The 14,377-nt window shown below is 32.4% G+C and carries 16 protein-coding genes; 9 read left to right on the top strand and 7 right to left on the bottom strand.

Translation table 11 applies throughout. From position 1 onward, the window contains the following. Window positions 1-84 precede the first annotated feature (84 nt). From ACF3NF_RS02425 to udp, 5 genes are read left to right on the top strand one after another with little or no spacing between them, the layout of a single operon-like run. On the top strand, window positions 85-456 hold the full coding sequence (locus ACF3NF_RS02425) for a GntR family transcriptional regulator (RefSeq protein WP_394023895.1): 372 nt from the start codon (window positions 85-87) through the stop codon (window positions 454-456). Beyond that, complete coding sequence (locus ACF3NF_RS02420; RefSeq protein WP_394023893.1) at window positions 446-1,309, top strand: ATP-binding cassette domain-containing protein; 864 nt, start codon at window positions 446-448, stop codon at window positions 1,307-1,309. The genes ACF3NF_RS02425 and ACF3NF_RS02420 overlap by 11 nt, the downstream gene beginning before the upstream one ends. Then, window positions 1,309-2,550: a hypothetical protein gene (locus tag ACF3NF_RS02415; RefSeq protein ID WP_394023891.1), complete on the top strand. Its 1,242-nt coding sequence runs from the start codon at window positions 1,309-1,311 to the stop codon at window positions 2,548-2,550. Before ACF3NF_RS02420 ends, ACF3NF_RS02415 begins: the two co-directional genes overlap by 1 nt. 16 nt (window positions 2,551-2,566) lie before the next feature. Further along, window positions 2,567-3,013: a deoxycytidylate deaminase gene (locus ACF3NF_RS02410; protein ID WP_394023889.1), complete on the top strand. Its 447-nt coding sequence runs from the start codon at window positions 2,567-2,569 to the stop codon at window positions 3,011-3,013. An 18-nt stretch (window positions 3,014-3,031) separates the two neighbouring features. After that, complete coding sequence (gene udp, locus ACF3NF_RS02405) at window positions 3,032-3,805, top strand: uridine phosphorylase (protein WP_394023887.1); 774 nt, start codon at window positions 3,032-3,034, stop codon at window positions 3,803-3,805. A 204-nt stretch (window positions 3,806-4,009) separates the two neighbouring features. Here the strand turns inward: udp and ACF3NF_RS02400 are convergent, their stop codons facing one another. Genes ACF3NF_RS02400 through ACF3NF_RS02390 form a run of 3 tightly spaced genes read right to left on the bottom strand, consistent with a single transcriptional unit; the run spans window position 4,010 to window position 7,365 of the window. Further along, window positions 4,010-4,942, bottom strand: coding sequence for a 1-phosphofructokinase family hexose kinase (locus tag ACF3NF_RS02400; RefSeq protein ID WP_394023885.1), 933 nt, complete (start codon window positions 4,940-4,942; stop codon window positions 4,010-4,012). 9 nt (window positions 4,943-4,951) lie between these two features. Further along, window positions 4,952-6,331 (bottom strand): UDP-N-acetylmuramoyl-tripeptide--D-alanyl-D-alanine ligase, encoded by a 1,380-nt coding sequence (locus tag ACF3NF_RS02395; protein WP_394023883.1) that lies wholly within the window; start codon window positions 6,329-6,331, stop codon window positions 4,952-4,954. Further along, window positions 6,328-7,365 (bottom strand): D-alanine--D-alanine ligase family protein, encoded by a 1,038-nt coding sequence (locus ACF3NF_RS02390; RefSeq protein WP_394024433.1) that lies wholly within the window; start codon window positions 7,363-7,365, stop codon window positions 6,328-6,330. The genes ACF3NF_RS02395 and ACF3NF_RS02390 overlap by 4 nt, the downstream gene beginning before the upstream one ends. Window positions 7,366-7,813: 448 nt before the next feature. Between ACF3NF_RS02390 and ACF3NF_RS02385 the strand changes: the two genes are divergently transcribed. The 3 genes from ACF3NF_RS02385 (at window position 7,814) to ACF3NF_RS02375 (ending at window position 10,139) form a co-directional block, all read left to right on the top strand. Then, window positions 7,814-8,641: an aggregation-promoting factor C-terminal-like domain-containing protein gene (locus tag ACF3NF_RS02385; protein WP_394023881.1), complete on the top strand. Its 828-nt coding sequence runs from the start codon at window positions 7,814-7,816 to the stop codon at window positions 8,639-8,641. 136 nt (window positions 8,642-8,777) lie between these two features. Continuing rightward, a complete protein-coding gene (locus ACF3NF_RS02380; protein WP_394023880.1) occupies window positions 8,778-9,557 on the top strand; it encodes a hypothetical protein in 780 nt (259 codons plus the stop codon). A 63-nt stretch (window positions 9,558-9,620) separates the two neighbouring features. Then, the gene (locus ACF3NF_RS02375; protein ID WP_394023878.1) at window positions 9,621-10,139 is read left to right on the top strand and encodes a peptidylprolyl isomerase; all 519 of its coding nucleotides are present in this window, start codon (window positions 9,621-9,623) and stop codon (window positions 10,137-10,139) included. 44 nt (window positions 10,140-10,183) lie between these two features. Here ACF3NF_RS02375 and ACF3NF_RS02370 read toward each other — a convergent pair whose 3' ends face one another. Genes ACF3NF_RS02370 through ACF3NF_RS02355 form a run of 4 tightly spaced genes read right to left on the bottom strand, consistent with a single transcriptional unit; the run spans window position 10,184 to window position 13,631 of the window. After that, window positions 10,184-10,432, bottom strand: a complete 249-nt coding sequence (locus tag ACF3NF_RS02370) for a hypothetical protein (RefSeq protein ID WP_394023876.1) — start codon at window positions 10,430-10,432, stop codon at window positions 10,184-10,186. Between the two features lie 26 nt (window positions 10,433-10,458). Further along, on the bottom strand, window positions 10,459-10,713 hold the full coding sequence (locus tag ACF3NF_RS02365) for a hypothetical protein (RefSeq protein ID WP_394023874.1): 255 nt from the start codon (window positions 10,711-10,713) through the stop codon (window positions 10,459-10,461). 9 nt (window positions 10,714-10,722) lie between these two features. After that, window positions 10,723-12,621: a fructose-1,6-bisphosphatase gene (locus ACF3NF_RS02360; protein ID WP_394023872.1), complete on the bottom strand. Its 1,899-nt coding sequence runs from the start codon at window positions 12,619-12,621 to the stop codon at window positions 10,723-10,725. 14 nt (window positions 12,622-12,635) lie between these two features. Continuing rightward, the gene (locus ACF3NF_RS02355; protein WP_394023870.1) at window positions 12,636-13,631 is read right to left on the bottom strand and encodes a hypothetical protein; all 996 of its coding nucleotides are present in this window, start codon (window positions 13,629-13,631) and stop codon (window positions 12,636-12,638) included. Window positions 13,632-13,740: 109 nt separating this feature from the next. Between ACF3NF_RS02355 and ACF3NF_RS02350 the strand changes: the two genes are divergently transcribed. Continuing rightward, the gene (locus tag ACF3NF_RS02350; protein WP_394023868.1) at window positions 13,741-14,247 is read left to right on the top strand and encodes a nitroreductase family protein; all 507 of its coding nucleotides are present in this window, start codon (window positions 13,741-13,743) and stop codon (window positions 14,245-14,247) included. Window positions 14,248-14,377: the final 130 nt, after the last annotated feature.

Genomic DNA, 14,377 nt, shown 5'->3' with positions numbered 1-14,377 from the left:
TTTTTTATTTGCAAAAATTGATAAGGATGCTATAATTATAGCAGTGTATGGCGTGACACAAAACACTTATAGGAGGCAAATAATTTGTTTGAACTTAATACAAACTCTGAAACACCTCTTTATTTGCAAATTGTTGAACAAACTAAACTTGCTATTGCCAAGGGTTATTTTTCAAATGGAGATAAATTTCCATCTGTTAGAGAGCTTTCTCGTAAGCTTTTGATAAACCAGGCTACAGTATCAAAGGCATTTAAAGAGTTAGATACGCAGGGAATTATAGAAACCAAGGCAGGAATAGGCACTTTTATTTGTTTTGATGATGAGAAAATAAATGATAGAGTCGATGAGATAAATAAAAAATTGCAGGATGACTTAATTGAGGCAAGATACTTAGGCATTAGCCTTGATGAAGTGATAAAGATGTATGAAAGGGCGGGTGATTATAATGATCGTTGAGGCAATTAATATAAATAAAAGCTTTGCAAACAAAAAAGTTTTGGATGATGTAAGCCTATGTTTAGAAAAAGGAATTATAACAGGACTTGTTGGCAGAAATGGTTCTGGAAAAACCACCTTGCTTAAAATTTTGGCAGGAATTTATAGTGCTGATAGTGGTAAATTTAAAATAGATGGCAATTCATTGATTATTAATCCAAAAACCATTGAAAAAATTGCCTACCTGCCTGATAGATTTGATTATTTTAACTACGATAAAATCAAAGAAATCCCAGGATATTATAAAATAATTTATCCAAAATTTGATGAAAAGTTTTTTATAGATGAAATTAGCAAATATAATTTTGACCTAAATCAAAATGTAAGAAACCTATCAAAGGGTGAGAAAAATCTTTTGGGACTTATAACAATAATATCAACTAATGCTGAAGTTTTGCTAGTAGATGAGATCTTAGATGGAATGGATGTAATTAATAAACGTCATATCATCGAGTATTTGCTAGATGCCAGGGATAAGGATTGTGCAGTTTTTGCATCAAGTCACGAACTTGCTGGCCTAAGTGGCATATGCGATGAGATTTATTATTTATCCAAGGATGGGCATTTGACAACAACTAATGCTGATGAAAACAGAAATATAAACAAAATCCAAATCGTAGTAAAAGACAGTCTACCAGGAGAAATTAGGTCTAGGGCAATCATAATTTCTCATATAGGTAGGGTCTATAATATTTTAATTGATATGGAGGAGAAAGATCTTGAAAAACTATTAGATTCTCCAGAAATTGTCCAATATGATAGGCTTGAGATGAAAGTAGAAGATTATTTTTACTTGGAAGAAGGAGCTAAGTAATGAAAGATTTAAAAAATTTATTTAAACTAGTATGGAAAAGATTTTCTGTATGGATTATCCTTCTTACAATTCTAACTCTTTTGCTAAATGGATTAAGTGCCAGAGATCAAATAAAGCGAAATGAAGACATCTTAGAAAATTTAGTGGTAAGTATGGCAAAAGATGTTGGAGAAAAAGCTCCAAAAAGTGATGGCAAATTCGATGAGAAATATATAGAAGAATCTAAAAAAATTTTTGATAAGTTCCAAGAAAAATATAAACTTCACTTCACAGAAGCAGATGAGGATGGTTATTTCCCAGGATTTTTTGAAGAGGATGATCCATCTATAGATTATGAAAAAGTCAGTCTTGCAAACAATTTTAAACAGGCAATGCATTTCATATCTGAAAAAGGAATTGCAAATAATTATTACAATGCAAATTTATTTGCACCCCTAGTATTTTTTGTAAGTGTAATAGGATTTTTAATCACATCTATGGAACAATCCTTCCCTTATTACGAATTTACAACCATGCTACCATGGAAAAAACGTGATGAAGTTTGGATGAAGGCCCTAATAGTTTTTGGACTAGGATTAGGATTATTTTTGGTAAATCTTTTTGTAAGTTCGCTTATATTAGGCACTTCAAATTTATCTAATATAGCTGGCACACCAAGTATTGGCAATATTGCAGGTAAATTAATATTAACCATGTTTGGCACAAGTATTTTGGTTGTATCAACAGGAATGATTGCCGGAAACTTTTTGGGCCATATTGGGATGATGATTGTTGCCCTTGGCGGTTTTGAACTGATTTGGCAAAATATTAGAGTTATAATTTCAATTTTTAGTCCAGCTTTTGATGAAAATTTATTATTCAATTTAGACAAAAAATTTGAAAGATTTTTAACAAATATACCTAAAATAACTAAACCATTCATATCAATAACCCACACCAAGGAAGAATATGCTTATCTATTTGGTTTTATAATTGTTGCAATACTCTGGGCAGTGTTGGCATATTTTGTTAGCCAAAAACTAAGTGGAGAAAAATCAGGATATATGATTATTTCAAACCCTATCGAAAAATTTGTAAAAATCCTGGCTATATTAAGTTTTACAAGTTTGTTTTATGTTATAATTTCAGGTACCATAGTTGGAATAAACTCAATTCCGCTTGATTTGGCAATTTACATCCTTGGTCTATTGATAAGCGTAAAACTATTTGATATTCTATTTAAGATAAGACTTAAATTTTAGATTTTAAGGAGTTTTTATGGCAAAAGATAGATTGACTTGGGACGAATATTTTATGAACTTAGCTATCACAGTTTCGCAAAGGGGGACCTGTGATAGGGCCTATGTTGGTTGTGTAATAGTTAATAATGATCATAGGATAGTCACAACTGGGTATAATGGTTCTATAAAAGGCAATCCACATTGCGATGAAATCGGGCATACTATGCGCGATGGCCACTGCATTGCAACCATCCATGCAGAAATGAATGCACTTTTATATTGTGCCAAAGAAGGTATTTCCGTAAAAGATTGTATCTGCTATGTAACCCATTTTCCTTGTTTAAATTGTACAAAAAGCTTGATACAAGCGGGTATCAGCAAAATTTATTATAAGGAAGCTTACAGAATGGATGAATATGCTGTCAAGCTTTTAAATCGCAATAATATAGAGTTTATCAAGATTGATTTGCCAACAGAATATTAATCTTAGATAGGAGATATTATGAAATATAGTAAAGATAATAAGCAATACCATATTGGCCTAGGGGTAGAGGATATTGGAAAGTATGTAATCCTTCCGGGAGATCCAAAAAGATGCGAAAAAATTGCAGCCCACTTTGATGATGCAAAATTAGTAGGCGACCGCCGAGAATATGTCACATATACAGGATATTTAAATGGAGAAAAAGTTTCTGTAACATCAACAGGAATTGGAGGTCCATCAGCAGCTATTGCCATGGAAGAGCTTACAAAAATCGGAGCTCGCACTTTTATCCGTGTAGGAACTTGCGGTGGTATGCAAAAAAATATAAAAAGTGGAGATATAGTTATTGCAAATGCTGCCATTAGAGCAGAGGGTACTAGCAAGGAATACGCTCCAATAGAGTTTCCTGCAGTAAGCACATTTGAAATCACATCTGCCCTTAAAAATGCAAGTAATAAGTTGGATTTAACTAGCCATGTGGGAGTTGTTCAGTGCAAGGATAGTTTTTACGGCCAACATGAGCCAGACAAAATGCCAATTTCCTATGAACTTGAAAATAAATGGAATGCTTGGCTTAAAATGGGAACTCTAGCAAGTGAAATGGAATCAGCAGCACTTTTTACAGTTGCAAACTATTTAAATGTTAGATGCGGCTCATGCTTTTTAGTAGTAGCTAATCAAGAAAGAGAAAAAGCTGGGCTAGAAAATCCAGTGGTACACGATACAGAAATGGCTATAAAGGTAGCAGTTGAAGCTTTAAGAGAATTAATAAAATCAGATAAGAATAAGTAAAAAAAAGAAGATAGGCACTTATTGCCTATCTTTTATTTTTTACTTAATTACGCTCCCCGCTTAGGGGCCGCGCTTAGGGTTGAAGTTTGCGGGGTGGTTTGGAGGGGCTATCGGAACTCCCTTAAAGTGGCCCTCCAATTTTTGATGTATTATTTAAAATAAATATTACTTTAGAATTTTAAATAATAATATTTAAGAGAGTTTTTATTCAATTTCTTCAATTTCTACATAATCTAGCATATCAATAATCAAATCACGATTTGGTAAGTCTAGGACCCTGGCTGTTGCTGATGCAGATGCTACTGCCATTTTGTATGCTTTTACTGGATCTATATCCTTTGCCATATTTGCCAGAAATCCTGCAATCATTGCATCGCGGCAGGCTACTGTATTTACTATTTCTCTACCATCATTTATTTCATTTGATTCGTAAACCTTATCTTTTGAAAATAACATAGAACCATTGGCTCCATAGGATATAATTACGTTTTTTGCACCCATTTCTAATAATTTTTTGCCGTATGGGATGTAGTCGAATTTAGTTTTGATATTTGCATCAAAGATTTTTGCTATATCGTATCCATTTGGCTTTATTAAAAGTGGCTCTTGCTTTACCATATTTAAAAGATATTGGCTAGGAACATCTGCTACAAAGTCAGCACCATTTGCTTTTGCAACAGAAAGTAGCCTATCATATATATCTTCGTCCATATTTTCTTGCATAGGTGGGACAGATCCACCAAAGATAATAGTATCTCCTTCACGGACCCTAGATAGATAAAATAAAAGCTCATCAACCTCATCAGATGAAATATTTGGCCCTGGAAAGTGGATGGATGTTTCTCTGTGATTTTCAAAAATTGTTACATTTGTACGGTTTACAGCATCCATCTGTACAAAATCGATTAAAATATCTTCATTATGAAGCCAATCCTTGATAAATTGTCCTTGAAATCCACCCACAAATCCTGTAGCAATTGTAGGTATTCCCAGTGAAGAGAGGACCCTTGAAACATTTATCGCCTTACCACCTGGTAGGGTACGTTCGCTTTGTACATAATTTTTTTCTCCAAGTTCTATTTCCTCAAGTCCTACGTATAAATCTATGGAGGGATTTAGGGTTACGGTATAAATCATAATTACTCCTTAAATTTTAAGTGTCCTTATACATTCAATTATTTCTTCCATGTGCATGCCATGGCTGCCTTTTACAAAGACTAGGCTTGATTTTGTAATCAATTGTTTTAGCTTATCGCAGACATCAGCCTTATTTTCAAAGTAAAATAAGCGATTTTTTGGAAAATTTTCCATAGCTCCCTTATACATTTCATAGGAAAGAGGGCCATAGAAAAGACAGTAGTGAATCTCCTTTGGGTCAATATTTTTCCCAGCTTCATAATGGAGTTTTTTCTCATCATCACCCAGTTCTAGCATATCTCCCAAAACTACAATTTTATTTTTGTAGCCCTTCAGGGTGTAGGTTGTATTTAGCCCTGTTAAAAGTGCTTGGGGATTTGACTTGTAAGAATCATCTAGGATGTCAAAGCCATCAAGTTCTAAAATAGCAGACCTGTTGTGACTACCCTTTACTTTTTTAAGTCCATTTTGTATTTGCTTTTCATCAAGACCTAGCATTTGGGCAATCATTACTGTAATTCCAGCGTTATAAACTTGATGGTCACCTAAAAGTGGGACAGTGTAAGTAATATCCTCATGTTTAAATTCTACCCCAGAATTAGTGTTCTCTACTGGATTAATCACAAAATCTGCTTTTTTATCTTGTCCAAATGTCATAACTTTTTGTGTCAATTCATAAGTAGGAATAACTTTTGCCAAAATTGGATCATCTATGTTATAGATAAAAATCCCCTCATCAGAAAGACCTTCAATAATTTCCATTTTTGCCTTTGCAATTCCTTCTCTTGTTTTTAGATTATGCAGGTGGCTGTCACCGATATTTAAAATCATGGCAATATCTGGTTTTGCAATAGGACTTGTAAGGGCAATGTCACCAAAATTGTCTGTACCAAGCTCAATTATTCCTATTTCTGTGTCTTCATCCAAGCAAAGAATTGTTTTTGGAACACCAATTTCATTATTTAAGTTACCCATTGTCTTTTGTACTTTATATTTTTCTTTTAAAGTAGATTCTAGTAAATCTTTTGTAGTTGTTTTTCCGTTTGAACCTGTGATACCAATTATTTTTATATCTAGTTGGTTTCTGTAGGCACTGGCAAGATCTCTTAGGGCTTTCGCAGTATCAGTTACTTTTATATATGGGATTGTAATATTTTTATTAATCTCAAAATCATTATCGATAATAAAGGCAGCCGCTCCCTTGTTTTCACATTCCTTTATAAAAATCCTACCGTCAAAAACTTCTCCTATAAGCGGTATATAAAGATTGCCTGGACTTATTGTTCTAGAATCTGTAGAAATTCCTTCTATAAGTATATCTTTTTGATTTTGATCTGAAAGCTCTCCACCAACCATATCTGCAATTTGGCCTAAAGTTCTTTTAATCATTGAAATCTCCTAAATCCATCTTCAATTAATTTATCAAGGACGTAAGAAAAAGATTCTTTATACATATCCATAGCAAGTCTTGCAAAAAATGAAGTAGGTGTAAAGCCAGGGAAGGTATTTATTTCATTTATATAAAATTTGTGATCTTTTGTATAGAAAACATCTACTCTAGCAAAACCTTCGCAACCTGCTGCCTTGTAGCATTCTTTGGCAAATTCTATGGCTTGGTTTTTATAAATTTCCTCCATTTGATAAGGAATTTGGGCAATAGTTTTTTTGTCAAAATATTTTGCATCATAGTCAAGGAATTTATGGTCTGTAATATATGCAGCTGGGGAAGATGCATCCAGATTATCCCCTTGGCCAATGATTGCAATTTCTATTTCCTGGCCGTCTACTAATTCTTCAACCAAGGCTTTTTGGTCATATTTTAGAGCCTCTATAATGGATTCTTCTAATTGATCCTTGTTTTCTACCTTGCCGACACCCACAGAAGAGCCATTTGCAGAAGGTTTAACTATAAGGGGTAAACCTATCTCATCAATACACCTTTGCATAAATGCTTCATCAAAACCTTCTTTATATGTGTAAAGGTATTTTGCCTGAGAAAGTCCATTTTTTTCAAAAATGTCATTGGTTGTAACCTTATCCATGCAAATAGCAGAGGATAATAAACCATTACCTATATAAGGAAATCTAATGCAATCTAAAAAACCTTGGATAGTTCCATCTTCTCCATAAGTACCATGGATGGCTGGAATAATAATTGTATTTGCTGGGTCATAATTTTTTAGGATGTCTAAAAAATCTGCAATGGATCCAGCAACATTATTATCAGTTTCTTTTTCAAGTTCAAATTCATCTTTTGTATCTATAATATCAAAGGGTTTTGAAAAGGCACCTTTTTTATCTATATATACAATTTTAGTATCATATTTTTCTTTATCTAAGCTAAGACTAATGTTTAGGGCGCTTCTTAGGGAAATTTCATGTTCACTAGAAGGTCCACCACACAGTAGAAATACGTTAATCATCATAATCTCACTTTCATCTCTAATTAATAAAATTTTACTACATATAAAAAAACTGGGCAAATTTAATGGTCTGATTACATATTTAAGCAAGCAATTGTAACAATTTAGTTACTTATTATATATAGTTAAATATTCACAAGTTTTATTAAATTGAAATAATTTTATAAAAAACGGTTAAAAATAGTGTAAATATGTGGTTTACCATAGTAAAAATAAAAATAGCACTTTTGGAAATTCTTCACAAATGTTATAATATCAACATATTTCGGCAATTCATCAATAGGATTACAAATTTCTAAATCTACATAATTACTACACAATCAACCTGTATAATAACACTTGTACAAACGGAGTTGTTAACATTTTGTAACCTTTGTTACAAATGACCCGTTAAACTTAAACTTAAATAGAAAATTTAGCCTAAAAGGCAATTGAAAGGATATTATACATGTTTAACTTTAAAAAATACGCTATTGCAGCAGCATTAGTAATTCCAACAGTAATTGGATTTGGAGCAAAAGACTCTGAAGCAAGCAAACTTGCAATCAACAAAAACCTTGCCCAAGGTGTAAATGTAAGAACAGAAGCAAAAGAAGGCGACAATGTTATCGGTCTTATAGATAATAATGAAAAAACATATGAAGTTTTAGGCAAAGAAGGAGATTGGACAAAAATCGAATTTAACGGCAAAGAAGCATATGTTGTTTCAAAATGGTTCATCGAACTAGATAACACAAAACTAGTAGCAGATGCAAACTTTAGAGATGCAGCTAACCTTGACTCAAATGTAATCGAAGTTTTAAAAGCTGATACTGAAGTTGAAGTATTAGGTCTTGCTGAAAATGGTTATGTAAAAGTAAAAGCAAATGATAAAGAAGGATATGTTTACCACGATCTTTTAGAATCATTTAGACAAGTAAGAATTGAAAACGAAAAAGCTCAACAAGCTCAAGCAGCAAACAACAATACACAAACAGCTCAAAGACAAGCTCAAACACAAACTCAAACTTACCAACAAGCACCACAAGAACAACAATCATACCAAGCTTCTTCAAACTGGGCTAAAGAATGGATTGCTCAAAGAGAATCAAACGGTTCATACACAGCATACAATCCAAATGGCGGATATTACGGTAGATACCAATTAAATCCATCATTAATTCCTTACGGTGCAAGCCCAGCTCAACAAGAAGCAGCAGCAGATAACTATGTGGCACAAAGATACGGTTCATGGGAACGTGCACAACAATTCTGGGCAGCTAATGGTTGGTATTAATCAAAAATAATTTACAAAAGATTACCATTTTTTGGTAGTCTTTTTTTTTGATTTTAAATTTTTTACACAAACTTTACAAATAAATGATATAATCATTATAAACTGTCCAGTATGTAAATTAATGCTAGGGGGAAGAATGGATAAAGCTAATAGTGTAAAGAAAAAATTAAATAGACTTTGCAATGAAGATAAGATAGAAACACTTTTTTTTGATGAAGAAAGTGATACACTTATTATTTTAGATTTAGATACTATTGTTTTTAAGGGTGTTTATATAAAATACCGTGACAATGATAGTATTATAGAAATAAATACTGCAACCAAATCACTAAGAGTAAATAATGATGGGGAGATTTCTAGAGGTAAAATTGACCCGCTGACAAAAAAATACATTGATAAGATAGCAGTTGAGAAATTTAATATTAAAAAACTTGATGAAGATTATTTTGCTGATCTTAAAGAATCAATCGATGATGAGATTTGCGAAATTCAAGATGAAAAATCAAAAGAAGTTTACCAAACTGTAAAAGATACACTAAAAGAAGTTCATGAAAGAAACTACGACAAAGATTTTATCATCAGCCAAATGAAAAAGTTTGATATTATAGAAAAAAAGGACCATTTTAATCTTGAAAGATATATAGGGGCTACAAAAGTAAAATATAACTCAGCTAAAAACAAGGTTACTGTAAGAAATGACTATAATTTCAAAGAAAAATTTGAATTCAGTGATGTTGTTTCAGATTTTAATACAGGAGCATTTTTGGAAATAGTTAAAAATCACTACCATAAAATAGCCTATGACAAAAGAAGATTAAGCCTTGATGATGCCTTCATAGACCAGTATCCAGTATTTACTCACACTGCAGCCTTGGGAGATAAGGATAAAGATCCTAAAGACGAAAAGGATAATTAATGTTACCTTAAGCTAAAATTTGGTTATAAACTTAATATGACAAATTTAAGAAAAGAGGTAAATATGACTAATCCAATAGTTACATTTGAAATGGAAAATGGAGATATAATTAAAGCTGAATTATATCCTGAAATAGCACCAAACACTGTAAATAACTTTGTTTCACTCATAAACCAAGGATTTTATGATGGACTTATTTTTCATAGAGTCATAAAAGGCTTTATGATTCAAGGGGGTGACCCTGAAGGAACTGGTATGGGTGGACCAGGTTATGGAATTAAAGGTGAATTTGCTTCAAATGGCTTTAAAAATGATTTAGCCCATGAAGCTGGAGTTTTATCAATGGCAAGATCTATGATGCCAAACTCTGCTGGTAGCCAATTTTTTATAATGCACAAAGACAGCCCACACTTAGATGGTGACTATGCTGCTTTTGGTAAAGTTACAGAAGGTATGGATGTGGTAGATAAAATTGCAGAAAGTAAAACTGATAGATCTGATAGACCAGTAGATGAAGTAAAAATTAAAAAAGTAACAGTTGATACTCTTGGTCAAGACTATCCAGAACCAGAAAAAATGTAAATTATAAAAAAAGATGCGAGTAGAAAATATCTACCGCATCTTTTTTATTGGTCCAAAGGCTTGCCGCAATTTCTGCAAGTTTTTCTAAAGTAATCATTTCTTTTTATCTGGTGCTTGCAGTGGGGGCATTTAAAGAAAATTTTCTCAATTATAATTGTGATTATAAATATAATTAGAAAAATTATTATTGAATACCATGATAGCCTTCCCTTGTTTATCAAATCAAAGATTAAAATAGCAAGGCCAATAAAGCCTAAGATTAGATTTAATTGGCTAGCTTTTTTTAAATTCACTTATAGCTCCTTTATCAAGAATTAACCTAAAATTTAGAAATATCTTTGCCACAGTGTGGGCAATATTTAGCTGGTTTTAGTAAATAATCATTAATTAGACTATTGCAATATGGACACTTATTGGTAGCAAAATACAATATAATTCCAACAACAGCAAGTAATATAGCTAGAACTATATTCCAAGTGATACTTGTAGCAAAGGGATTATTAAAGGCGAAAATTAAAATTAAAGCCACAATCCATAAGGCTATAGATATTAGGTTATAGTGTTTTCTTTTCATTATGAACTCCTATAAATTGTCATATCTTTCAAGTAATTCTTCTAGGACCTCTATTCTTTGCCTGATATTTTTGCCTTCATCTGTATCTTTAATCAGCATCCTAGGATGTAGGACTTCAATTTCTTTTATATTTGGCCTATATGAACTGGCTTCGTCGGTTATTGATTGGTAATTATTATGCTCAGCAAGGGAAACTGCATGGGAATTGAAAACCAAGGTGTAGCCAGCAATTCCAGTTTTTTCTTGGTATGGTTTTGAAATACCACCGTCGATTACATAAACTTTTCCCTTGGCCTTTATAGGCAATTCACCTTTTTTAGTTTTTACTGGGACATGGCCGTTAACAATTCTTCTGCGGGCACCGGTTACTCCAAATTCATCCAAAATCATATCGGCAAATTCTTCTTCGTTGGATAATTTGTAGTATGGATTGTAAATTTCTTTTCTTAAAGCCTCATCTTCGATAAAAATATTTTCAAAATACGAAAATTGGGATTTACCAAAGATAGGGGATTGTTTACCATAAAACATATACCACATGATATCCAAGGACTTTTGATCATTATTATAAAATGCAGACCTTGCAATTTCATCAAACTTATCCATTAGGGCCTTGCCAGAATAATAATCACCCCATATTTCAACCTCCATTAGTGATCCATCGTCATTTAGTGGGATGCATCCATGGAATAATAGTGATCCATTTTCAATTTTGTAAATAGATCCGTTTTCATATAAGAGTTCTATATGGCGGTTAAGTTTCATCCCGCGTTTAAAATCAAGAGCTAGGGCTTCAATTACAGCTTCTTCCATTTTAGTTAATTTTAGTGGGTCTTTTGGATCAACTGTCGGGAAATTGCTATCTTTTAGAGCTGCTCCCTTATATGTACTATTTTCAAAATCAATTATTTTTAAGAAATTCCTATCATCCATATTAAAATCAGGATTGCGTTCGATAAGTTTGCCATCAAGCTTATAACGAATAATTGATATTGCCTTAAACATTTTTGCAGCTATTTCTGAACTAATATTGTCATAAAGATTTGTATCAAAAATCCTTGGCATGAATAATTCGCAAGGATCATCCTTATAGGTTATGATTGCAAATTCGTAAAGGGGTCTAAGATTTATACCATAGCCATCTTCTAGCATATCAAAATTGTTATATGAGATTGCATTTGCAATACAAGCAGCAACTAGGGCCTTATTGCCAGCTACTGCACCCATCCATTCAACATCGTGGTTGCCCCATTGGATGTCGACATTTGGAAAAGTTAAAAGCTCATCCATAATTATTTGTGGGGAAGGACCACGGTCGTAGATGTCTCCTACAACGTGAAGTTTATCAACACTTATCCTTTGGATCATGGTTGTGATTTTTATTATAAATTCTTCTGCGGCGTCGTATTTTACTATATTTTCTATTAATTGATCGTAGTATTCTTTTTTATTAAACTCCGAATCGTTGGTATATAAGAGTTCATCAACTATGTCGGTAAATAAATGACCAAATTTTTGCCTTACATAATTTTTGGCATACTTGGTTGAAACAAATCTAAACAAACTTATTAGCCTATGTATAGTTATGGTTAGATAATTATCACTAAGCTCACTATTTTCTTCCATTTGATGGAGGGCAGCTTTGGGATTATAAATTAGCTCGCAAAGCTTATCTTGTTCTTCTTTTAAAAGGGTATCTCCAAAATGAATGGAGGTTTTTTCCCTAATATTTCCCGAGGCTGATTTTAAAAGTTGCAAGAAAGCTTGGGCCTCACCGTGGACATCAGAAAAAAAGTATTCTGTGCCCTTTGGCAAGTATAGCTTAGCATTTAGGGAGATTAGCTCGTTTCGAATGTCGGATTTGCTCGGATAGTATTCCTTTAAGAGTTTAAAATAGTTTTCTTCCATGACCCACCTCTTTATTATTTTTCTTCTTTGTTTATATCTTTAACTTTTATCCCAGTAAATTGGTCCTTATCAAAAACTTTCTCATCCTTTTCTTTTCTAATTTTATTTGCTTCATCCTCGCCGTATATTTCGCCATCTTTATCAGTATTTGCATATGATATTTTATTTGTCTTCGATTTTTTGACTTCTACTGGGCGAGAATTCTTAATTGTGTTTTCATTATTTTTGTTATTTACAGATGATTTTTTGCTTTCAAAAACCACCTTACTATCTTTTTCTATAACTTTTCGTTCTACTTTTTTATCAGTTTTAGAATTTACTTTTTCTTGCTTATTAACTTCACTCTTAGTAATAGTTTTTTTCACATCTTCGCTTTGACTTTCTTTTTTGTCTTCAGCTGGTCTATCTACGATTTTTTGCTTATCTTTGTTATCTTTTATAACTTTAATTTCTCCAGTATTTTCCACCACATCGTTTATTCCAATTGCTTTTGATTCTAAGATTTGCTCATTATTATCACTATCTTCAAATTCTATAAAATCATTTGGATTTTCAATATTTGCAGTCATTGCTTCACTGGCTGGGTATTGGCCACGAGCTTTTGCAATCAAACCTAGCAGGGAATTTAAAACCAAAAGACCATTTAGGGCAAAAAACACAAATATCAGATTGGTTGTTAAACTTCTAAATGTCACAAAAACAAAGCCAGTAATTGCAAGGAATAATAAGCCAAAAACAAAGTTTGATAGGTGGTAGTCTCCAGTTATACCTGCCTTATAAATGTGTCTGGTAATTATAAAATTTACTACAAATAATAGGGCAAAGATAATTATAAATACTGGTTTTACAATACCTGCAGCTATTCCTTGAAAACCAAGTAAATCTAAAAATGACATTAATAAATTTGTATCAACTAGGACTGTAAAAGCAATTCCTAACAAAAACATAATTGTAACAAGTGATCTAAAAAAACCTGTAATTACACTAAAAAATTTAACTGTATCTCTCATACTTCCTCCGTTGGTCTAATTATAACACAAATAGGGACTTATTTATAAGGAAAATTAACTCGCAAAAACTAGAAATAATTCGTATAGTAATAGTAAAGTGAGGTAATTTATGGATTTTTATGAAGTTTTAGGAAAAAGAGTTTCTACAAGAAAATTTTCTGATGAAAAAGTATCTGATAAAGACATTGAAAAACTAATAGACGCAGCCAATAAAGCCCCAATTGGCATGGGCACTTACGATGAGTGTAGGTTGACTATTATAAGGGATAAGTCCTTTATAGAAGAAATTAGCAAAGAGTATATGGAGAAAATGGACAAAAAGTCTGATCCGCTCTTTGATGCACCTTTGTTAATTATTTTTTCATCAAGCAAAGAAAATGATTTAAGATTTCAAGATGCTGGATGTGTTTTAGAAAACATATCACTTGCTGCAACAAGTTTAAATCTTGGTTCTTGCTATATCAGAGGAACCTTCCACAATCTTGGCAAGGATGGAGCATATATAGAAAAATTAAATCTAGATGATGGTTTTTCACCAGTAGCAGGCATTGTTATAGGCCATCCTGAAAGTAAGCTAGTTGGCAAAGACCATATCATTCCTACAAACTTTATTTAATTATAGGAAATTATAAAAATAGATTTGACAAAACCTGGTTTAGTATAGTATAATTAAGCATTGCTAGAAATCTATTCAGTAAAGATTTTTATTCGTTCATTAGGCTAAGATATTTGTGTATTTTTAGCCT

Source organism: Anaerococcus martiniensis, from assembly GCF_043187485.1.
Taxonomy (GTDB): Bacteria; Bacillota; Clostridia; order Tissierellales; family Peptoniphilaceae; genus Anaerococcus; species Anaerococcus martiniensis.
The sequence above is the reverse complement of the archived record's forward strand: the minus strand, read 5'-3'. Positions and strand labels throughout refer to the sequence as shown.